Here is a 19191-nt window from a genome sequence, read left to right as displayed (position 1 = left end):
TCGCGGCCGGATCGGGCAATACGCCGCTGGATGTTTGCCAAATCGGAATCCCCGCTTCACAATCATGAAAACCCCGGCATTCATATGGGGTTCGGGAGAGACGATGGCAAGCGCCGACCAACTGATCAACGCCTTCACAACGCTCATCGTCACCATCGATCCGCCAGGGCTCGCGCCGATCTTCCTGGGACTGACGGCAGGCATGAGCCGGACCGAGCGTACCCAGGTAGCGCTGCGCGGCTCGACCATCGCCTTCATCATCCTCGCCGTCTTCGCCCTGTTCGGCTCAAGCGTGCTCGGCGTGCTCGGGATCTCCATCGGCGCCTTCCGCATCGCCGGCGGACTGCTGCTCTTCTGGATCGCCTTCGAGATGGTTTTCGAAAGGCGGCAGGAACGCAAGGAGAAGGCCTCCGAGGCGGCCGTCACCAAGGATCATATCGAAAATATCGCCGTCTTTCCCCTCGCCCTTCCCCTGATCGCCGGCCCCGGCGCGATCTCGGCGACGATCCTGCTTGCGGGCACGCTGCCGACGACGATCGAAAAAGCGCAGCTGATCGCCGTCATCGCCGCCAATCTGCTGCTGACCTTCCTCATGCTGCTCGTCGCCGAAAGGCTTGACCGTTTCCTCGGCGTCACCGGCCGGGCGATTTTGACCCGCCTGCTCGGCGTTATCCTCGCAGCCCTTGCGGTGCAGTTCGTCGTCGACGGCGCGAAAGCCGCGCTCAACCTCATCAGCGCGACGCCTCGATAAAAAGCGCGGCAGATGCACCGCGCGATCCGTTTAGACCATCTGCCCTGGCATCAAAGAAAAAGAGCATGACGCCCGCCCAGGACATCATGCTCTCATAAAGCGAGAGTAGGCGGCCGATCAGAACGGGATGTCGTCGTCGAGATCGCGCGAGAAGTTGCCGCCGCCACCGCCGCGGCTCGGCGATGAAGAGGGAGCCGGGGCGCCGTAATCGTCGCCGTAATCATTGCTGCTGCTGCCGCCACGGCCGCCGCCGAAGCCGGAGCTTGCGCCGCCGCCGTCGCCGCGGCCGTCGAGCATCGTCAGCGTCGAATTGAAGCCCTGCAGCACCACTTCCGTCGAATAGCGATCCTGGCCCTGCTGATCCTGCCATTTGCGGGTCTGCAGCTGGCCTTCGATGTAGAGCTTGGCGCCCTTCTTCACATATTGCTCGACGACCTTGCAAAGGCCTTCGTTGAAGACGACGACGGTGTGCCATTCGGTCTTCTCGCGGCGCTCGCCGGAATTGCGGTCGCGCCAGGTTTCCGAGGTCGCGATACGGAGGTTGGCGATCGGCCGGCCATCCTGAGTGCGGCGGATTTCGGGGTCTGCACCCACGTTTCCAACCAGAATTACCTTGTTTACGCTACCAGCCATGCTTCTCACCCTGCCTGCCGCCCTGCCCGGCGGCGTTGATCGATCAGCGCACCTTAAACCATAGAGACCGCAGATGCGCGCGAACGGTGTTTAATCCACAATTAATCCCATCAGAAAGCCGCATGCATCCATCAGGAATTTTGTTCTTTATTTGTTCTAGTTTATCCGTATGATCCTGTCAACAGAATCGAAAACCTTGAGCCATCCAGGATATTCAGCCTCGACTCGCCCGTCGGCATCACTAAATAAGGGCTGTTATCCAGAAAACCAAAGCAGAGACGATGAGCGAACTGAAGACGATCTCCATCCGTGGCGCGCGCGAGCACAATCTAAAAAGCATCGATCTCGATCTGCCGCGCAACAAGCTGATCGTCATGACCGGTCTTTCAGGCTCGGGCAAATCCTCGCTCGCCTTCGACACGATCTATGCCGAGGGCCAGCGGCGCTATGTCGAGAGTCTGTCGGCCTATGCCCGGCAATTCCTCGAAATGATGCAGAAGCCCGATGTCGACCAGATCGACGGGCTGTCGCCTGCCATTTCGATCGAGCAGAAGACCACCTCGCGCAACCCGCGCTCGACGGTCGGCACCGTCACCGAGATCTACGACTACATGCGCCTGCTCTTTGCCCGCGTTGGCGTTCCCTATTCGCCGGCGACCGGCCTGCCGATCGAGAGCCAGACCGTCAGCCAGATGGTCGACCGCATCCTCGCTTTCGGCGAGGGCACGCGCCTTTACATTCTCGCGCCGCTCGTGCGCGGCCGCAAGGGCGAATACAAGAAGGAAATGGCGGAGCTGATGAAGAAGGGCTTCCAGCGCGTCAAGGTTGACGGGCAGTTTTACGAGATCGCCGAGGCGCCTGTTCTCGACAAGAAATACAAGCACGACATCGACGTGGTGGTCGACCGTATCGTCGTGCGCCCGGATGTGTCGGCACGCCTGGCCGACAGCCTTGAAACCTGCCTGAAACTCGCCGACGGGCTGGCGATCGCCGAATTCGCCGACAAGCCGCTGCCGCCGGAGGAGACTTCGGCCGGCGGTTCGGCCAACAAGTCGCTGAACGAGACGCATGAGCGCGTGCTGTTTTCGGAAAAATTCGCCTGCCCGGTCTCGGGCTTCACCATCCCGGAAATCGAACCCAGGCTCTTCTCCTTCAACAACCCCTTCGGCGCCTGCCCGACCTGCGACGGTCTCGGCGCCCAGCAGAAGATTGATCCCGACCTGATCGTGCCCGAACCGGAGCGGACGCTGCGCGACGGGGCGATCGCGCCCTGGGCCAAGTCGACCTCGCCCTATTATAACCAGACGCTGGAAGCGCTCGGCAAACATTACGGCTTCAAGCTCGGCACCCGCTGGAACGACCTGTCCGACGAGGCCAAGGACGTCATCCTCAACGGCACGGACGACAAGATCGAGTTCCACTACGCCGACGGCGCCCGTTCCTATACGACGCACAAGAATTTCGAAGGCATCGTCACCAATCTCGAGCGCCGCTGGAAGGAGACGGATTCCGCCTGGGCGCGCGAAGATATCGAGCGCTTCATGTCGACCGCTCCCTGCCCTTCCTGCAACGGCTTCCGCCTGAAGCCGGAGGCCTTGGCGGTGAAGATCGACAGGCTGCATATCGGTGAAGTGACCGGCATGTCGATCCGCGTCGCCCGCGACTGGTTCGAGGCGCTGCCGGCGAGCTTCAACGCCAAGCAGAACGAGATTGCGGTCCGCATCCTCAAGGAAATCCGCGACCGCCTCCGGTTCCTCAACGATGTCGGCCTGGAATATCTCAGCCTTTCGCGCAATTCGGGCACGCTGTCGGGCGGCGAGAGCCAGCGCATTCGGCTCGCCTCGCAGATCGGCTCGGGCCTGACGGGTGTGCTCTATGTGCTCGACGAGCCGTCGATCGGCCTGCATCAGCGCGACAATGCCCGACTGCTCGACACGCTGAAGCACCTGCGCGATATCGGCAACACGGTGATCGTCGTCGAACATGACGAGGACGCGATCATGACGGCCGACGACGTCGTCGATATCGGCCCGGCGGCCGGCATTCACGGCGGCCAGGTCATCGCCCACGGCACGCCGCAGGATATCATGGACAATCCGAAGTCGCTGACCGGCAAATATCTCTCCGGCGAGCTCGGCGTGCCCGTTCCCCATGAGCGCCGCAAGCCGAAGAAGGGCCGCGAGATCAAGGTGATCGGCGCACGCGGCAACAATTTGAAGAACGTCACGGCGTCGATCCCGCTCGGCGTGTTCACGGCGGTGACCGGCGTTTCCGGCGGCGGCAAGTCCACGTTCCTGATCGAGACGCTCTATAAATCGGCGGCACGGCGTGTCATGGGCGCGCGCGAAATTCCGGCCGACCACGACCGCATCGACGGTTTCGAGCATATCGACAAGGTGATCGATATCGACCAGTCGCCGATCGGCCGCACACCGCGCTCGAATCCTGCGACCTATACCGGCGCCTTCACACCGATCCGCGACTGGTTCGCGGGCTTACCGGAAGCGAAAGCGCGCGGCTACCAGCCGGGGCGCTTTTCCTTCAACGTCAAGGGCGGACGCTGTGAGGCATGCCAGGGCGACGGCGTCATCAAGATCGAGATGCACTTCCTGCCCGATGTTTACGTCACCTGCGACGTCTGCCACGGCAAACGTTACAACCGAGAGACGCTCGACGTCACCTTCAAGCAGAAGTCGATCGCCGACGTGCTCGACATGACGGTGGAAGAAGGCGTCGATTTCTTTGCGGCGGTACCTGCCGTGCGCGACAAGCTGCAATCGCTGAAGGATGTCGGGCTCGGCTACATCAAGGTCGGCCAGCAGGCGAATACCCTCTCGGGCGGCGAAGCGCAGCGCGTCAAGCTCGCCAAGGAGCTGTCGAAACGCTCGACCGGACGCACACTCTACATTCTCGACGAGCCGACGACCGGCCTGCACTTCCACGATGTCGCCAAGCTCCTGGAGATGCTGCACGAACTCGTCAACCAGGGCAATTCGGTGGTGGTGATCGAGCACAATCTCGAAGTCATCAAGACAGCAGACTGGGTGCTCGATTTCGGCCCCGAAGGCGGTGATGGCGGCGGCGAAATCGTCGCGACAGGCACACCGGAAGCGATCGTCCGGGAAAAGCGGTCCTATACCGGCCAATTCCTGAAGGAGCTGCTTGAGCGGCGGCCGGCGAAGAAGGCGGTTGCAGCGGAATGAGGATGAGGCTGGCCTCGCCCGACGATCTCCAAACGGTCACGGCCCTGACCGCAGCCGCCTACAAGCCCTATACCGAACGCCTCGGCGCACCGCCGATCCCGGTGACGGAAGATTACGCGCCACGCATCGAACGCGGCGAGGTGTGGTTGCGTGAGACCGATGGAGAAGCGGCAAGCCTTGTCGTCGTCGAGCGGCATCCCGATCACCTCATGTTGTTCAGCATCGCCGTCTTACCCGCCTTTCAGGGCGCCGGGCATGGGCGGGCGATGCTCAACTGGCTGGAAGGCAAGGCGCGGGAATGGGCCACGCCGGAGATCCGGCTCTATACGAATGCTCGGATGGAGCGGAATGTCGCACTCTATCGCGCCTTCGGATTTCAGGAAACGGGTCGCCGGCCGAACCCTTATCGGCCAGGATGGACGCTCGTCGACATGATGAAAAAGATTCATGCGGCCTGACTGCCGCGAACTGGGAGGACGACATGGCTAAATCCGGCACTATCCGCACCGGCATCGGCGGCTGGACCTTCGAGCCCTGGCGCGGGCATTTCTTTCCGGCAGACCTGAAACAGAAGGACGAGCTGCATTATGCCAGCCGTCAGCTGAAGGTCATCGAGGTCAACGGCACCTATTACAGCACGCAAAAGCCTGCGGTCTTTGCGAAATGGGCAGCGGATGTACCCGATGGCTTTATCTTTTCGCTGAAGGCCACGCGTTTCGTTACCAATCGGCGGGTGCTGGCCGAGGCTGGTGAATCGATGGAGCGCTTCCTCACATCCGGAATCAGCGAGCTCGGCGACCATCTCGGGCCGCTGCTCTGGCAGTTCGCGCCGACGAAGAAGTTCGATCCGGACGATTTCGAAGCCTTCCTGAAGCTGCTGCCGGCAAAGCAGGACGGGCTGAAGCTCCGCCATGTGGTCGAAGTGCGGCACGATTCGTTCAAGGTGCCGGAATTCGTCGGACTGCTGGCGAAATATGGGGTGGCGCCGGTCTGCGCCGAACATTTCGAATATCCGATGATCGCCGATGTGACGGCCGATTTCGTCTATGCCCGGCTGCAGAAGGGATCGGATGATATTCCGACCTGCTATCCCGACAAGGATCTGAAGGCCTGGGCAAAGCGGCTCGAGACTTGGGCCGAGGGCAAGGTCCCGGACGATCTGCCGCTGATCGACGCGGATCGCCAGGTGACGGCCGAGCCGCGCGACATCTTCGCTTTCATGATCCATGAGGGCAAAGTCAATGCGCCGCACGGGGCGATCGCCCTGCAGAGGTTGCTCGAGGAATAAGTCGGTTAAAGCGGCAATACCGCCGCCGCCAGATCTTCCGCCGTCAATCCCTTGCCGGTGCGCTGACCTGCCGCTCCGTGCAGCCACACGCCGGCGGCCGCGGCCTCGAAGGCCGGCAATCCCTGGGCAAGCAATCCCCCGATAATGCCGGCAAGCACATCGCCGGAACCTGCGGTGGCAAGCCAGGCAGGCGCATTGGTATTGATGAGCGCGCGCCCGTCCGGCGAGGCGATGACGGTATCGGCCCCCTTATAGACGATCGCGGCATTGGCGCGGCGCGCGGCGGCCACGGCCTTGTCCACCTTCCCCAGCGCCTCGTCGTCGCCGATGTCGGGAAAGAGCCGCGAAAATTCGCCCTCGTGCGGCGTCAGCACCAGGCGCGGTTCGCCCCGGAACAGGGCGAAAAGCTGTTGCGGATCGTCCTTGAATGAAGAGATGCCGTCGGCATCGAGCACGAGCCGGCGATCGGCAAGCGCAGCGACGAAGCCGCGGGCTCTCGCGCCGATGCCAAAACCGGGGCCGAGCACGAAGGTCTGCAGCCGTTTGTCGGAGAGCCATCCTGCCAGATCCGCCTCGTCGTCGACTGCATGCAGCATGACGGCTGTAAGATGCGCGGCATTGGCGGCCATCGCCGCGCCGGGGGCAGCGATCGTTACCAGGCCGGCGCCGGCCTTCAGGCCGGAGACCGCCGACATGCGAGCAGCTCCGGTCCTGTCGGCCTCGCCTGAAAAAACGACCAGATGTCCGCGCTTGTATTTGTGGGTTTCCAGCTCCTCGGCCGGGAGCACGCCTTTCCAGGCATCAGGTGTGTTCTCGGCGACGGCGCCGCCCGCCTCGGCCCGGACAATCCGGGCGGGAATGCCGATGTCGAAGACTTCCAACTCGCCGCAAAGCTGCCTGCCCGGCATCAGAAGATGGCCGGGTTTGCGGGTCATGAAGGTGATGGTGTTGCGCGCCTGGAAGGCAGCACCCAGCGCCTTGCCGGTGCGGCCATCGAGGCCGGAGGGGAGGTCGATGGCAAGCACAGGCAAACCAGCCTCGGTGACGCGTTCGATCAACGTGCCCACATCGGCCGGCACCGCGCGCCCGAGCCCTGCTCCGAACAGACCGTCGATGACGACGTCACCGGCTTGCGGCCGATAGAGGCCGAGCTCCTGCCCCTCCAACGGGCAGCCGGCCCGAGCGCGGGCGGCATCGCCTTTCAGCTTTGCGGGATCGCCGAGATGAAAAAGCGCCACGGTCGCTCCGCTCTCCAGCAGATGCCTTGCCGCGACATAGGCGTCGCCCCCGTTGTTACCGGGGCCGCAGATCACGACGAAACGCATCGCCCCAGGATGAAGCCTGAGCGCGGCAGCCGCGGCGGCGGCCCCCGCCCTTTCCATCAGGCCGAAGGAATCGATTCCCGAAGCAGCCGCGGCCGCATCGATGGCGCTCATTTCGGCAGGCGTCACCAGAAGCTCTGAGAGATGTTTGCTCATGAGCCTATTCAATTCAAAAAACGCACAAAAAACAACCGCCTGAAGAGACGCACAAGGGGACTCTATTTGTGCATTTGCTTATATTTTAATCGACTCGCAACCGGCTTTTGCAGTGGACGGAAAACCTGACTTTTTCGGTTTTCGGCCAATTTTTCTTCGACGGCGATGTTTTTCCACCTCTCTCGTCACCAAATCGACATTAAATCACCCACGGACGCGCCGGTTTCGACAAAATTGACGTCTTTTTTCAATAAGACGGATTTCAAACTGGCACGATATCTGCATCATGTCCGCGAGCGGGAACATCCCTGCCATAACAGGAGAAGCGGAGAGACATTTTCTCATGAAAAAGATCGAAGCGATCATTAAGCCCTTCAAGCTGGACGAAGTGAAGGAAGCCCTTCAGGAAGTCGGCCTGCAGGGTATTACAGTCACGGAAGCCAAGGGCTTCGGTCGTCAGAAGGGCCACACGGAACTCTACCGCGGCGCCGAATACGTCGTTGACTTCCTGCCGAAGGTGAAAGTCGAGGTGGTGCTGGCGGACGAGAACGCGGAGGCGGTCATCGAGGCCATCCGCAAGGCGGCTCAGACCGGCCGCATCGGCGACGGCAAGATCTTCGTATCCAACGTCGAAGAGGTGATCCGCATCCGTACCGGCGAGACCGGCATCGATGCCATCTGACCACTTTGCCAAGCGCGCAAAGTCCGATAGCGTCACCGCGCCCACCCATTGTTATCACAAATTGGAGGAAGGTATTTAATGGCGACCGCAAGCGAAATTCTGAAGCAGATCCAGGAAAACGACGTCAAGTTCGTCGATCTGCGCTTCACCGATCCGAAGGGCAAGCTGCAGCACGTCACGATGGACGTTGCCAGCGTCGACGAGGACATGTTCGCTGACGGCGTGATGTTCGACGGCTCTTCGATCGGCGGCTGGAAGGCCATTAACGAATCCGACATGGTGCTCATGCCCGACACTGAAACGGTGCATATGGACCCGTTCTTCGCTCAGTCGACCATGGTTATCGTCTGCGATATTCTCGATCCGGTTTCCGGCGAAGCCTATAACCGCGATCCGCGCGGCACCGCCAAGAAGGCCGAAGCCTATCTCAAGGCATCCGGCATCGGCGACACGGTGTTTGTCGGCCCGGAAGCCGAATTCTTCGTCTTCGACGATGTCAAGTACAAGGCCGATCCCTACAATACCGGCTTCAAGCTCGATTCGACCGAACTGCCGTCGAACGATGACACCGACTATGAAACCGGCAACCTCGGTCACCGCCCGCGCGTCAAGGGCGGCTATTTCCCGGTTCCGCCTGTTGACAGCGCCCAGGACATGCGTTCGGAAATGCTGACGGTGCTCTCCGAGATGGGCGTGGTGGTCGAAAAGCATCACCATGAAGTCGCCGCCGCCCAGCATGAGCTCGGCATCAAGTTCGATACGCTGGTGCGCAACGCCGACAAGATGCAGATCTACAAATATGTCGTGCACCAGGTGGCCAACGCCTACGGCAAGACGGCGACGTTCATGCCGAAGCCGATCTTCGGCGACAACGGCTCGGGCATGCACGTGCACCAGTCGATCTGGAAGGGCGGCAAGCCGACTTTTGCCGGCGACGAATATGCGGGCCTCTCGGAGACCTGCCTGTTCTACATTGGCGGCATTATCAAACACGCCAAGGCGATCAACGCCTTCACCAATCCGTCGACGAACTCCTACAAGCGTCTCGTCCCAGGTTATGAAGCCCCAGTTCTGCTCGCCTATTCGGCCCGCAACCGCTCGGCGTCCTGCCGCATTCCGTTCGGCTCCAACCCGAAGGCCAAGCGCGTCGAAGTCCGCTTCCCGGATCCGACTGCCAACCCCTATCTCGCCTTTGCCGCCATGCTGATGGCCGGCCTAGACGGCATCAAGAACAAGATCCATCCGGGCAAGGCCATGGACAAGGATCTCTACGATCTGCCGCCGAAGGAGCTGAAAAAGATCCCGACCGTCTGCGGCAGCCTGCGCGAAGCGCTCGAAAGCCTCGACAAGGACCGCAAGTTCCTGACAGCAGGCGGCGTCTTCGACGACGACCAGATCGATGCCTTCATCGAACTTAAGATGGCAGAGGTGATGCGCTTCGAAATGACGCCGCATCCGGTCGAGTACGACATGTATTATTCGGCCTGATCGGCCGCAATGACGGAAAGTCCCGGTTCGCCGGGGCTTTCACCTCCCCGGGTCATGAACGCCAGAAGGAGGATATGACGTTCATGTGACGCGCTGGTGCAAAAATCTTGATTTGCACCGCACCAATCACCAAATTTGGTGATGAAAGGAAGTCGTACCATGAAAGAAAGACTAGCAAAGTTCAATATCGGCGAAGTGGTCCGGCATAAGGTATTTCCGTTTCGCGGCGTGATCTTCGACGTTGATCCGGAATTCGCGAACACGGAGGAATGGTGGAATTCCATTCCGGCCGAGGTGCGGCCGAGCAAGGACCAGCCGTTCTACCACCTGCTCGCCGAAAATGACGAAAGCGAATATGTCGCTTATGTCTCCGAGCAGAACTTGGTGAATGACGAAAGCGGCACGCCGCTTCGCAACCCTCAGATCTACCAGATTTTCGATCAGGCCCCGTCGGGGCAGTTCAAACCCAAGATGAGCTTCGCCCACTAGGAGCGGATGACCGACGAAATCAACAAGGCCTCGCATCTCCCGGCGAGGCCTTTCTTTTGGCCTACGGTGGGGGATGCCCCTTATCCGCCTGCCGACACCGACCTGGGTCGAACCACTCGTCTCGACCCGTCCAGCGGATCCCCGCTCGCGGGGAGAAGGGAATATGCCGCAGCCCTCGCCCCCCACAAACTCTCGCATGGCACGTCCCCTCTCCCAGTCTTACGGGAGAGGGTTAGGGTGAGGCTATCCGCGTAGAGCGCAGAGATTACCAACAAAAAACCCGGCACGAAGCCGGGTTTTTGTTCAAGCCTGTCGGCTAGATTACTGAGCCTTGGCAGCCTTTTGGGCGTCTTCCAGCTTTTTGCGGGCTTCTTCAGCCTTCTTCTGCATGCCTTCCTGCAGGCTGCGCTGGCTTTCGGCGAGCTTCGATTCGGAAACCGGTTCGCCGTCATAAGCGCCGGTGAAGCCTTCGAGCGAAATCTTGATCGGGTTCGGCGCGCGGCGGAAGTTGATCGAGGTGAAGATCACATCGCTGCCCTTCTTGAGGCTGGCGATCATCGCGTCGGTCAGCGGAATTTCGGCAGTGCACTTGTCCGGCAGGCAGACGGCGTAGTCGAGCTTCTGGCCCTTGCCGCCATCGATTTGCATGCTGATGCCCGGAGGAATGAGGCGTGCCGTGGGAACCGAGACCTGCAGGAGCTTGCGGTTGATCTTGCCAGTGACCGAAATCAGGCCGACAGCCGTGACGAGTTGGCCGCCATTGGCGAGGATCAGGTTCTGGACAACACAGATGTCGTTGTCTTCCTGCTTGCTGCAGGTCTTGTACCAGCCAAGCTTCGGTGCGCCAGCGGCCTGTGCCGGAGCATCGGCCGGAGCCTGTGCCGCCGCATCCTGTGCGAAGGAGGAGACCGGAGCCGAAGCGGCGCCGAACATCACTGCCAGAACGGACAGTGCTGCCCGCATTTTCTTTTCAGACTTGAACATCATAACGAATTCCGTCTCCTGATATCCGTTCAGAGCAGCGACGTGCCGCCCCAACCATCGGGTCGTTCGGCACTCCACCTCATGGAAAAATAAGGCAAATGCATGACCCCAAAACTTCGGGTTCACCTGTTACATCGCAGCGTTCAAGATATCCAGCATTTCTTTGGCGATTTGCGACGCAATTTCATGTGCCGCGGAAAGAAATGCCCCCTGCGTGTTGGAATCGGTCGACCCCATGCTAATCTCCGGCATGAATCATGCCCATTTTTCGCGGAATTCAAGGATCGCCGAATGCTCCGGATCGCCATCCCTCTCGTCCTCTCGTTGCTGTGCGGCACCGTCGCCGCTGAGCCGCTGCACGGCATAGCAATGCATGGCGGGCCGGCATTGCCGGCTGACTATAAGCACTTTCCCTACGTCAATCCCGACGTGAAAAAAGGCGGCAAGATCACCTATGGCGTCGTCGGCACATTCGACAACCTCAACCCGTTCATCCTGAAGAGCATGCGCACGACGGCGCGCGGCATGTGGGATCCGGAATATGGAAACCTTGTCTACGAATCGCTGATGCAGCGCTCCCGGGATGAGCCGTTCACGCTTTACGGCCTGCTTGCCGAAACGGTCGAATGGGACGACGACAGGAGTTTCATCCAGTTCAACCTCGATCCGAAGGCGAAATGGTCCGATGGTCAGCCGGTGACGCCGGAGGACGTCATGTTCACCTTCGAGCTGATGCGTGACAAGGGACGTGTGCCCTATTCCGAACGCTTAAAAGTCGTCGCCAAGATGGAGAAGGTTGGCGAACACAGCGTGCGCTTCACTTTCAATGAGAAGGCTGACCGCGAGACGCCGCTGATTTTCGGCCTTTTCCCGGTATTGCCGAAACATGCGATCGATCCGGAAAGCTTCGACCGTACGTCGCTGACGCCGCCGGTCGGTTCCGGTCCCTATAAGGTGAAGACGGTGAAACCCGGCGAGAGTATCACATATGAGCGCGATCAAACCTACTGGGGCAAGGATATTCCCGCGAAGGTGGGGACCGACAATTACGACCAGATAACCGTTCAGTATTTTCTGCAGGATACAACGCTGTTCGAGGCCTTCAAGAAGGGGGACGTCGACCTCTATCCCGACGGCAATCCCGGCCATTGGGCTAACGCTTACAATTTCCCGGCGGCCATCTCTGGGGCCGTCATCAAGGACGTGTTCACGCCGAAACTGCCAAGCGGCATGCTCGGTTTCGTGTTCAACACGCGCCGGCCGATCTTTGCCGAGCCAAAGGTGCGCGAAGGCCTGTCGCTGGTGTTCGATTTCGAATGGGCGAACAAGAATCTCTATTCCGGCGCCTACAAGCGCACCCAGAGCTTCTGGCAGAACTCCGAACTCTCGAGCTTCGGTGTTCCCGCCGATGCCACCGAGCTTGCCCTGCTCGGGCCGATCAAGGACAAAATCGCACCCGAAATTCTAGACGGCACGTATAAACTGCCGCTTACCGACGGCTCCGGCCGTGACCGCAACGTGCTGAAGCAGGCGGTCGGATTGTTGAAACAGGGCGGCTATACGATCCAGGGCGGCAAGATGGTCGACGCCTCCGGCCACCAACTCGCGTTCGAGATTATGACGCAGAATGCCGACCAGGAGAAGCTTGCCGTCGCCTATCAGCGTTCGCTGCAGACGATCGGCATTGCGGCTTCGATTCGCACAGTCGATGATTCGCAGTATCAGAGCCGGACGAACAGCTTCGATTACGACATGATCATCAAGTCCTATACTTCGTCGCTGTCGCCTGGAACCGAGCAACTCGGCCGCTGGTCTTCGGCAGCGCGCACTCAAGAGGGCAAGGATAGCTTTGCCGGCGCCAATGATCCCGATCTCGACACGCTGATCGATCACGTATTGCGAGCACGCTCGAAAGAGGATTTCACTGCCGCCGTGCGCTCTTACGACCGGCTGCTGCTATCCAGCCACTACGTGCTGCCGCTGTACCATATGGACCAGCAGTGGGTTGCCCGCAGCAAGCGCATCGGCCATCCCGACGCGGTACCGCTTTACGGCTACCAGCTGCCGGTCTGGTGGGATACAAGCGCCCAATAGAAGCGGCCGAAACACTTCGGCCCAATGTCTCTTCCGGAGACACACAGAAGGAACATCATCATGGAGCGCATCACCATCGACGTCGTCTCGGATGTCGTCTGCCCCTGGTGCTATCTCGGCAAGGCACGGCTGGAACTCGCCATTGCCGAAGTGCAGGACGAGATCGGCGTCGACATCAACTGGCGGCCATATCGGCTCAATCCGGACTACCCGAAGGAAGGCGTCGACCAGAAGAAGGCGCTGGCTGAGAAGCTCGGGGGCGAGGAGCGCGTGGCGCAGGCGCACAAAATGCTGACCGACTACGGTCGCGAGGTCGGCATCGCCTTCGATTTCGCGGCGATCAAGATCGGCCCGAACACGCTCGACGCCCACCGGCTGATCCACTGGGCGATGATCGAAGGCCGCGAGAAGCAGGACAAGGTCGTCACCGCCCTGTTCAAGGCGAATTTCGAAGAAGGCCGCAATGTCGGCGACCATGCGGTGCTGCTCGACATCGCCGAGAAGGCTGGCCTCGACCGGTCGGTCATCGCCTCGCTGCTTGCGTCCAATGCCGATAGCGATCTGATCGTCGCCGAAATCAAGGCGGCACAGGAGATGGGCGTCAACGGCGTGCCCTTCTTCATCTTCGACCAGCAGTATGCCGTGAGCGGCGCGCAGACGCCTGACGTGCTGGCGAACGCGTTGCGCGACATCGCAAAGGCAAAGGCCGAGGCGCGATCGGGGCTGAACTGAGCCCATCGATGCGAATCGAGATCGAACAGCCGCGACAAAGTTGGATCGAGGATTTCGCAGCGCTCAAGCGCGCCGTCATGGGCGCAGCGCCCGCCGGAGCTTATCTGCATCATATCGGCTCGACGGCCATTCCCGGGCTTCCAGCCAAGGATATCATCGATCTCCAGCTTACGGTGAACGATCTCGCTGACGTCGATGCCGATGCATTTGCAGAGGCGGGCTTCGAGCGCAGGCCGATCGTCATCGATCACTGCCCTCCGGAACTTGATCTGGCCGAAGACGACCTGCGCAAAGCCTTCTATCGCAGCAAGGGGCGTCCGGCGAATCTGCACATCCGCGAGAAGGGCCGTTTCAATCAGCGATATTCTCTTCTTTGCCGCGACTTCCTGCGCGCCCATCCGATAGCGGCAAGCGCCTACGCCCTGATCAAGCAGCGGCTTGCCCAAAGGTTTCCAGACGACGTCGATTTCTACTACGACATCAAGGATCCGGTGTTCGACATCATCATGGACGGCGCCAATGACTGGGCAAGGCTGATCGGCTGGTCCGAACCGCCCGGCGATTAGCATTGTTTAGACTAGGTATTCGTCGCTAAGTAGCTAATATGCACTAAACAACCGGTGTTGAATCTTTATTCCGGCTCGTTCAACGATTTGTGCAACTTGATTGTAGAATCCTAGAGCCAGCTGGCCAGGTGGATACTTCCATACGATGTCTATCAGCACTGCCCGGCCTTTGGCGTCAGAGTATACCTCCAACATCTCACCGCTCTCAACGAAGCGCAAATAGCTGTTGAGCTTTTCTTGTAGCAAAGGAAGGTGCTCATCAACTCTTACCGTCCACTCAAGATGATCCGTGATGGTGAGCACCAGCTCGCCTGTCGCGTCATCTACACCGATGGCATCAACCACATTCGTTTGATCTAGAGACATTCTGATTACCCAATAGGCGAAACAGATCCTAGGATAAAACTTCGGGGCTGCCGGTTTGGTACCGCTCAGCCCAGAACCGGAACGCAGCGCACCTCGGTCTTCACTGAATTGGCGATGAAACATTCGTCATGAGCGCGATGATGCAGGGCTTCGAGCTCGCCGAGCGAAGGCTGCTTCTCGCCGCTGAAGACGATATGCGGCCTTAGCGTCACCACGGTCATGGCAAGACGGCCTTCGCCATTCTTTTCCATGACGCCTTCGGCGGCATCGGTGTAGCTGTCGACGCAAAAGCCTTGTTTGGCGGCAATCGACAGGAACCAGAGCATATGGCAGCTGGAGAGCGAGGCGACGAAAGCCTCCTCCGGATCGACCGCATCCTCGGCGGAATAGGGCAACGGAACCACATGCGAGGATGAGGACGCCCTCACCTCGATGCCGCCGTCGAAGGTCCAGCGATGGACGCGGCTGTAGCGGTTGTCGGTGAAGAGCTCGCCGTTGCGCTGCCAGGCAATCCACGCGGCATGTGTCGCCATAGCCGTCTCCCTCTATTGCTTGGCCATCTCGGCCAGTTGCGTCATGATGACTGCCGCGCCCTGCAAGCGCTTCTCAGGCGTCGGCAGGTCGCGGGTCAGAAACAGGCTGTGATCGGGGCGAATCTTCGCCATCGTACCCTGCTTACCGATATAGGCGACGAGATTTGCCGGGTTCGGAAATTCCTTGTTGCGGAACTGCACGACCACACCCTTCGGGCCGGCGTCGAGTTTTTCGACATTTGCGGTGCGGCAGAGCGATTTGATGTAGACGATCTTCAGGAGATGCTGGACTTCGATCGGCATCGGCCCGAAGCGGTCGATCATCTCGGCGCCGAATCCGTCGATTTCCTTGAGTTCGGTAATCTCGCCCAATCGGCGGTAGAGCGCCATACGCAGATGCAGGTCCGGCACGTAACTCTCGGGGATCATCACGGTGGTGCCGACCGAAATTTGCGGCGACCAGCCGGTATCGTGGATTTCGTCGACACCCTTGACCTCGGCGACAGCCTCTTCCAGCATCTGCTGATAAAGTTCGAAACCGACCTCCTTGATGTGGCCTGACTGCTCCTCGCCGAGCAGGTTGCCTGCGCCGCGGATATCGAGGTCGTGGCTTGCGAGCTGAAAGCCGGCGCCGAGCGTATCCAGTGACTGCAGCACCTTCAGCCGGCGCTCGGCCGTCGCCGTCAGCACCTTGTTGACCGGCAGGGTAAAGAGCGCGAAAGCGCGCACCTTGGAGCGGCCGACGCGACCGCGCAGCTGATAGAGCTGGGCAAGGCCGAACATATCGGCGCGATGGACGATCAGCGTATTGGCTGTCGGCACGTCGAGACCGGATTCGACGATGGTGGTCGACAGCAGCACGTCGTAACGGCCTTCATAGAAGGCGTTCATGATGTCTTCCAGTTCGCCGGCCGGCATCTGGCCATGGGCGACGGCGACCTTCAGCTCCGGCACGTCGGACTGCAGGAAGGCGTGCACATCCGCCAGATCGGCAAGCCTCGGGCAGACATAGAAGCTCTGGCCGCCGCGATAGTGCTCGCGCATCAGCGTCTCGCGAATAACTAGGCTGTCGAACGGCGAGATGAAGGTGCGCACCGCCATGCGATCGACCGGTGGCGTGGTGATCAGCGACAGTTCGCGCACGCCAGTCATGGCGAGCTGCAGCGTGCGCGGGATCGGCGTCGCCGACAGCGTCAGCACATGCACGTCGCTCTTCAGCTCCTTCAGCCGCTCCTTGTGCTTGACGCCGAAATGCTGCTCCTCGTCGATGATCAGCAGGCCGAGATTGGCGAATTTAATGCCGGCGCCGAGCAGCGCATGCGTGCCGACGACGATGTCAGTCTTGCCGTCCGCCACTTCCTTCTTGGTCAGCGCCAGCTCCTTCGATCCGACAAGGCGAGAGGCCTGCTGGACGCGAACCGGCAGGCCGCGGAAACGCTCGGAGAAGGTCTTGAAATGCTGACGGGCGAGCAAGGTCGTCGGCACGACGACCGCGACCTGGACGCCGTTCATCGCCGCAACGAAAGCGGCGCGCAAGGCCACTTCGGTCTTGCCGAAACCGACATCGCCGCAGACGAGCCGGTCCATCGGCCGGCCGGCGCCGAGGTCGGAACGCACCGCGTCGATGGCGTTGTCCTGGTCCTCGGTCTCGTCATAGGGGAAGCGGGCGGCGAATTCGTCGTAAAGGCCGTCCGGCGCCGTCAGAACAGGCGCATGGCGCGTAAGGCGCTCGGCGGCGATGCGGATCAGCGCATCGGCCATGTCGAGCAGGCGCCGCTTGAGCTTGGCCTTGCGCATTTGCCAGGCGCCGCCGCCGAGTTTGTCGAGCTGGGCGTCGGTGCCCTCGCCGCCGTAGCGTGAGAGAAGATCGATGTTTTCCACCGGCAGGAAGAGCTTGGCCTCGTCGGCATATTGCAGTTCGAGGCAGGCATGCGGGGCGCCCGCCGCCTCGATGGTCTTCAGCCCGATGAAACGGCCGATGCCATGTTCGGCATGAACGACGATCGAGCCCTCGTCGAGGCCGGCGACCTCCGAAATGAAATCGGCGGCGCGCTTGCGGCGCTTGGAGCGGCGGACCATACGGTCGCCGAGAATATCCTGCTCGCCGATGACGACGAGCTCGCCCGCCTCGAAGCCGGATTCAAGATTGAGCACCGCGGCAGCGGCCTCGCCTTTCGCCAGCGAGCCGAGATCCTTCAGCGCCTCGACGGGCTTGATCTTTTCCAAGCCGTGTTCGTTCAGCACCTGCAGCAGGCGCTCCAGCGAACCTTCTGTCCAGGCGGTGATGAGCACCTTCGCGCCGGCGGCGCGGCGGTCGGCGACATGCTTGACGACGACGTCGAAGATGTTGATGCGTTCGGCATCCCCTCCGCCTTCGGCATTCGAGCGAGCCCAGCGCTGGCCCTGGCGGGCGTCGACATTGACGACCCGCCTTGCCTCACCCTCGATCTCGTTGAACGGGCTGATGCGGATCGCGCCGAGTGCGTCGAGGGTTTTGGCGAAGAGTTTGCTGTCGAGATAAAGCTGGCCTGGCGTCACCGGCTTGTAGGGCGTGCCCTGGGCCATCTGGCCTTTGGCCGGCTGACCGGAATTGAGGCGGGCGTCGTAATAGTCGAGGACAAGCTTGGAGCGTTCCTCGGCTGCTTCGCGCACCGTGTGGTCAGTAACGATGCGGAAGCCGCTGAGATAATCGAAGACGGTATCAAGCTTCTCGTAGAAGAGCGGCAGCCAGTGCTCCATGCCGGGATAGCGCCGGCCTTCGGAAACGGCGAGATAAAGCGCATCGTCACGCGTTGTCGCGCCGAAAGCGGAGAGATAGTTCTTGCGGAAGCGGCCGATCGTATCCGGCGTCAGCGTCACCTCGCTCATCGGGTTGAGATCGAGGGAGCGCACCTGGCCGGTGGTGCGCTGGCTGGCGGGATCGAAGCTGCGGATACTCTCCAGCGTATCGCCGAAGAGATCGAGGCGGACCGGCTCTTCCGAACCGGGCACGAAGACATCGAGAATGCCGCCGCGCACAGCATATTCGCCAACTTCGCGAACGGTCGCGACGCGGTCGAAGCCGTTGCGCTCCAGGCGCCCGGCGAGATCATCCATGCGCAGCTGGTTGCCTGGACGGGCCGAAAAACTCAGGCTTTCGATGACATCATGCGGCGCCACCTTCTGCAGCATGGCGTTGGCGGTGACGAGCACGATCGCGGCATGCGGCTTCTTGCGATGGGCGATGAGGCCGCCGAGTGCGGCAAGCCGGCGCGCCGAGGTATCGGCGCTCGGCGACACGCGGTCATAGGGCAGACAGTCCCAGGCCGGCAGGATGAGAACCGGAATGTCGGGGGCGACGAAGCCGAGCATCTGTTCCAGATCGGCCATACGATGGCCGTCCGACATGACATAGGCCACCGGCTCTCCCGCTCGGGCAAGCTCGGCGAGCAGCAGCGGTTCGAGGCCGGCGGGCACATTACCGATCGTCAGCGGCTCGGCAATGGCCGCAAGCTTCTTCGCATCAAAACCAGGGATCATTCCGGCGTCCTGAGGGGCTTGTCGAAATCGGGCTTGTAGGCGGCAAGCCTGGCAAACATCGGAGTCCGGAAACGCTCAGGCACTGGCCAGGTTCCCATAATCCAGCGGACCAGATCATTGTCCTCTTCGGCCATAATCGTTTCGAACTCGTCGAGCTCGGCTTCCGACAGCGTCGCGAGCTCGGCTTCGGCGAACTGGCCGAAAACCAGATCCATCTCGCGGATGCCGCGGTGCCAGCAGCGGAAAAGGATTCGGCGGCGGCGGGGGTCGAGGCCGGCACTCGTGAGCGTGACACCTGTCATGGCATTACCTTCCTGTTGATGCGCCTCTATAGACCCTCGAAAGCGGGTTGTCAGCCTTGCCAAGGCGGCATTGTTCATCGCAT

General features: G+C 60.9%; 17 protein-coding genes. 10 read left to right on the top strand and 7 right to left on the bottom strand.

Going from position 1 to position 19191, the window contains the following annotated elements; translation table 11 throughout:
- The first annotated feature begins 103 nt into the window (after window positions 1-103).
- Window positions 104-751: a MarC family protein gene (locus AC13QO_RS14180; protein ID WP_285195402.1), complete on the top strand. Its 648-nt coding sequence runs from the start codon at window positions 104-106 to the stop codon at window positions 749-751.
- A 117-nt stretch (window positions 752-868) separates the two neighbouring features.
- Here AC13QO_RS14180 and AC13QO_RS14175 read toward each other — a convergent pair whose 3' ends face one another.
- Window positions 869-1384: a single-stranded DNA-binding protein gene (locus AC13QO_RS14175; protein WP_285195403.1), complete on the bottom strand. Its 516-nt coding sequence runs from the start codon at window positions 1382-1384 to the stop codon at window positions 869-871.
- A gap of 281 nt (window positions 1385-1665) precedes the next feature.
- On the opposite strand from AC13QO_RS14175, the gene uvrA reads away from it, so the two are divergent.
- The 3 genes from uvrA to AC13QO_RS14160 are packed head-to-tail and all read left to right on the top strand — an operon-like array spanning window position 1666 to window position 5875.
- Entirely contained in the window at window positions 1666-4587 is a 2922-nt protein-coding gene (uvrA, locus tag AC13QO_RS14170; RefSeq protein WP_488540921.1) for an excinuclease ABC subunit UvrA, read from the top strand.
- Window positions 4584-5045, top strand: coding sequence for a GNAT family N-acetyltransferase (locus AC13QO_RS14165; protein ID WP_285195405.1), 462 nt, complete (start codon window positions 4584-4586; stop codon window positions 5043-5045). The genes uvrA and AC13QO_RS14165 overlap by 4 nt, the downstream gene beginning before the upstream one ends.
- A 23-nt stretch (window positions 5046-5068) precedes the next feature.
- Window positions 5069-5875 carry a DUF72 domain-containing protein gene (locus tag AC13QO_RS14160; RefSeq protein WP_285195406.1) on the top strand — a complete coding sequence of 269 codons (807 nt, stop codon included), beginning with the start codon at window positions 5069-5071 and terminating at the stop codon, window positions 5873-5875.
- Window positions 5876-5880: 5 nt separating this feature from the next.
- Here AC13QO_RS14160 and AC13QO_RS14155 read toward each other — a convergent pair whose 3' ends face one another.
- Entirely contained in the window at window positions 5881-7353 is a 1473-nt protein-coding gene (locus AC13QO_RS14155; RefSeq protein WP_285195407.1) for an NAD(P)H-hydrate dehydratase, read from the bottom strand.
- A 343-nt stretch (window positions 7354-7696) separates the two neighbouring features.
- On the opposite strand from AC13QO_RS14155, the gene AC13QO_RS14150 reads away from it, so the two are divergent.
- From AC13QO_RS14150 to hspQ, 3 genes are all read left to right on the top strand, one after another.
- The gene (locus AC13QO_RS14150; RefSeq protein WP_015339877.1) at window positions 7697-8035 is read left to right on the top strand and encodes a P-II family nitrogen regulator; all 339 of its coding nucleotides are present in this window, start codon (window positions 7697-7699) and stop codon (window positions 8033-8035) included.
- Between the two features lie 78 nt (window positions 8036-8113).
- Window positions 8114-9523 (top strand): type I glutamate--ammonia ligase, encoded by a 1410-nt coding sequence (glnA, locus tag AC13QO_RS14145; protein ID WP_085778160.1) that lies wholly within the window; start codon window positions 8114-8116, stop codon window positions 9521-9523.
- 159 nt (window positions 9524-9682) lie between these two features.
- Entirely contained in the window at window positions 9683-10012 is a 330-nt protein-coding gene (gene hspQ, locus AC13QO_RS14140; protein ID WP_097601118.1) for a heat shock protein HspQ, read from the top strand.
- 321 nt (window positions 10013-10333) lie between these two features.
- On the opposite strand, the gene AC13QO_RS14135 is transcribed toward hspQ, so the two are convergent.
- Entirely contained in the window at window positions 10334-10999 is a 666-nt protein-coding gene (locus AC13QO_RS14135; protein ID WP_064691599.1) for an invasion associated locus B family protein, read from the bottom strand.
- A gap of 288 nt (window positions 11000-11287) precedes the next feature.
- Between AC13QO_RS14135 and AC13QO_RS14130 the strand changes: the two genes are divergently transcribed.
- Genes AC13QO_RS14130 through AC13QO_RS14120 form a run of 3 tightly spaced genes read left to right on the top strand, consistent with a single transcriptional unit; the run spans window position 11288 to window position 14388 of the window.
- On the top strand, window positions 11288-13090 hold the full coding sequence (locus tag AC13QO_RS14130) for an extracellular solute-binding protein (protein ID WP_488540920.1): 1803 nt from the start codon (window positions 11288-11290) through the stop codon (window positions 13088-13090).
- Between the two features lie 60 nt (window positions 13091-13150).
- On the top strand, window positions 13151-13822 hold the full coding sequence (locus AC13QO_RS14125; protein ID WP_097601120.1) for a DsbA family oxidoreductase: 672 nt from the start codon (window positions 13151-13153) through the stop codon (window positions 13820-13822).
- Window positions 13823-13830: 8 nt separating this feature from the next.
- Entirely contained in the window at window positions 13831-14388 is a 558-nt protein-coding gene (locus AC13QO_RS14120; protein ID WP_488540919.1) for a GrpB family protein, read from the top strand.
- A gap of 33 nt (window positions 14389-14421) precedes the next feature.
- Here AC13QO_RS14120 and AC13QO_RS14115 read toward each other — a convergent pair whose 3' ends face one another.
- The 4 genes from AC13QO_RS14115 to AC13QO_RS14100 all read right to left on the bottom strand — a co-directional run bounded on the left by AC13QO_RS14115 (window position 14422) and on the right by AC13QO_RS14100 (window position 19108).
- Window positions 14422-14754 carry a DUF6572 domain-containing protein gene (locus AC13QO_RS14115; RefSeq protein ID WP_488540918.1) on the bottom strand — a complete coding sequence of 111 codons (333 nt, stop codon included), beginning with the start codon at window positions 14752-14754 and terminating at the stop codon, window positions 14422-14424.
- A 65-nt stretch (window positions 14755-14819) separates the two neighbouring features.
- On the bottom strand, window positions 14820-15287 hold the full coding sequence (locus AC13QO_RS14110; protein WP_488540917.1) for an OsmC family protein: 468 nt from the start codon (window positions 15285-15287) through the stop codon (window positions 14820-14822).
- Window positions 15288-15299: 12 nt separating this feature from the next.
- Window positions 15300-18806, bottom strand: a complete 3507-nt coding sequence (gene mfd / locus AC13QO_RS14105; protein WP_488540916.1) for a transcription-repair coupling factor — start codon at window positions 18804-18806, stop codon at window positions 15300-15302.
- Window positions 18803-19108 (bottom strand): FAD assembly factor SdhE, encoded by a 306-nt coding sequence (locus AC13QO_RS14100; protein WP_085778154.1) that lies wholly within the window; start codon window positions 19106-19108, stop codon window positions 18803-18805. The genes mfd and AC13QO_RS14100 overlap by 4 nt, the downstream gene beginning before the upstream one ends.
- Between the last annotated feature and the right edge of the window lie 83 nt (window positions 19109-19191).

This window comes from Rhizobium sp. CNPSo 3670 (assembly GCF_057784555.1).
The sequence above is the reverse complement of the archived record's forward strand: the minus strand, read 5'-3'. Positions and strand labels throughout refer to the sequence as shown.

Coding starts and splice junctions, on each gene's coding strand:
- AC13QO_RS14130 (WP_488540920.1), top strand. CDS start 11,288: ATGCTCCGGATCGCCATCCCTCTCGTCCTCTCGTTGCTGTGCGGCACC.
- mfd (WP_488540916.1), bottom strand. CDS start 18,806: ATGATCCCTGGTTTTGATGCGAAGAAGCTTGCGGCCATTGCCGAGCCG.
- AC13QO_RS14180 (WP_285195402.1), top strand. CDS start 104: ATGGCAAGCGCCGACCAACTGATCAACGCCTTCACAACGCTCATCGTC.
- hspQ (WP_097601118.1), top strand. CDS start 9,683: ATGAAAGAAAGACTAGCAAAGTTCAATATCGGCGAAGTGGTCCGGCAT.
- glnA (WP_085778160.1), top strand. CDS start 8,114: ATGGCGACCGCAAGCGAAATTCTGAAGCAGATCCAGGAAAACGACGTC.
- AC13QO_RS14115 (WP_488540918.1), bottom strand. CDS start 14,754: ATGTCTCTAGATCAAACGAATGTGGTTGATGCCATCGGTGTAGATGAC.
- AC13QO_RS14120 (WP_488540919.1), top strand. CDS start 13,831: ATGCGAATCGAGATCGAACAGCCGCGACAAAGTTGGATCGAGGATTTC.
- uvrA (WP_488540921.1), top strand. CDS start 1,666: ATGAGCGAACTGAAGACGATCTCCATCCGTGGCGCGCGCGAGCACAAT.
- AC13QO_RS14110 (WP_488540917.1), bottom strand. CDS start 15,287: ATGGCGACACATGCCGCGTGGATTGCCTGGCAGCGCAACGGCGAGCTC.
- AC13QO_RS14165 (WP_285195405.1), top strand. CDS start 4,584: ATGAGGATGAGGCTGGCCTCGCCCGACGATCTCCAAACGGTCACGGCC.
- AC13QO_RS14135 (WP_064691599.1), bottom strand. CDS start 10,999: ATGATGTTCAAGTCTGAAAAGAAAATGCGGGCAGCACTGTCCGTTCTG.
- AC13QO_RS14155 (WP_285195407.1), bottom strand. CDS start 7,353: ATGAGCAAACATCTCTCAGAGCTTCTGGTGACGCCTGCCGAAATGAGC.
- AC13QO_RS14150 (WP_015339877.1), top strand. CDS start 7,697: ATGAAAAAGATCGAAGCGATCATTAAGCCCTTCAAGCTGGACGAAGTG.
- AC13QO_RS14100 (WP_085778154.1), bottom strand. CDS start 19,108: ATGACAGGTGTCACGCTCACGAGTGCCGGCCTCGACCCCCGCCGCCGC.
- AC13QO_RS14160 (WP_285195406.1), top strand. CDS start 5,069: ATGGCTAAATCCGGCACTATCCGCACCGGCATCGGCGGCTGGACCTTC.
- AC13QO_RS14175 (WP_285195403.1), bottom strand. CDS start 1,384: ATGGCTGGTAGCGTAAACAAGGTAATTCTGGTTGGAAACGTGGGTGCA.
- AC13QO_RS14125 (WP_097601120.1), top strand. CDS start 13,151: ATGGAGCGCATCACCATCGACGTCGTCTCGGATGTCGTCTGCCCCTGG.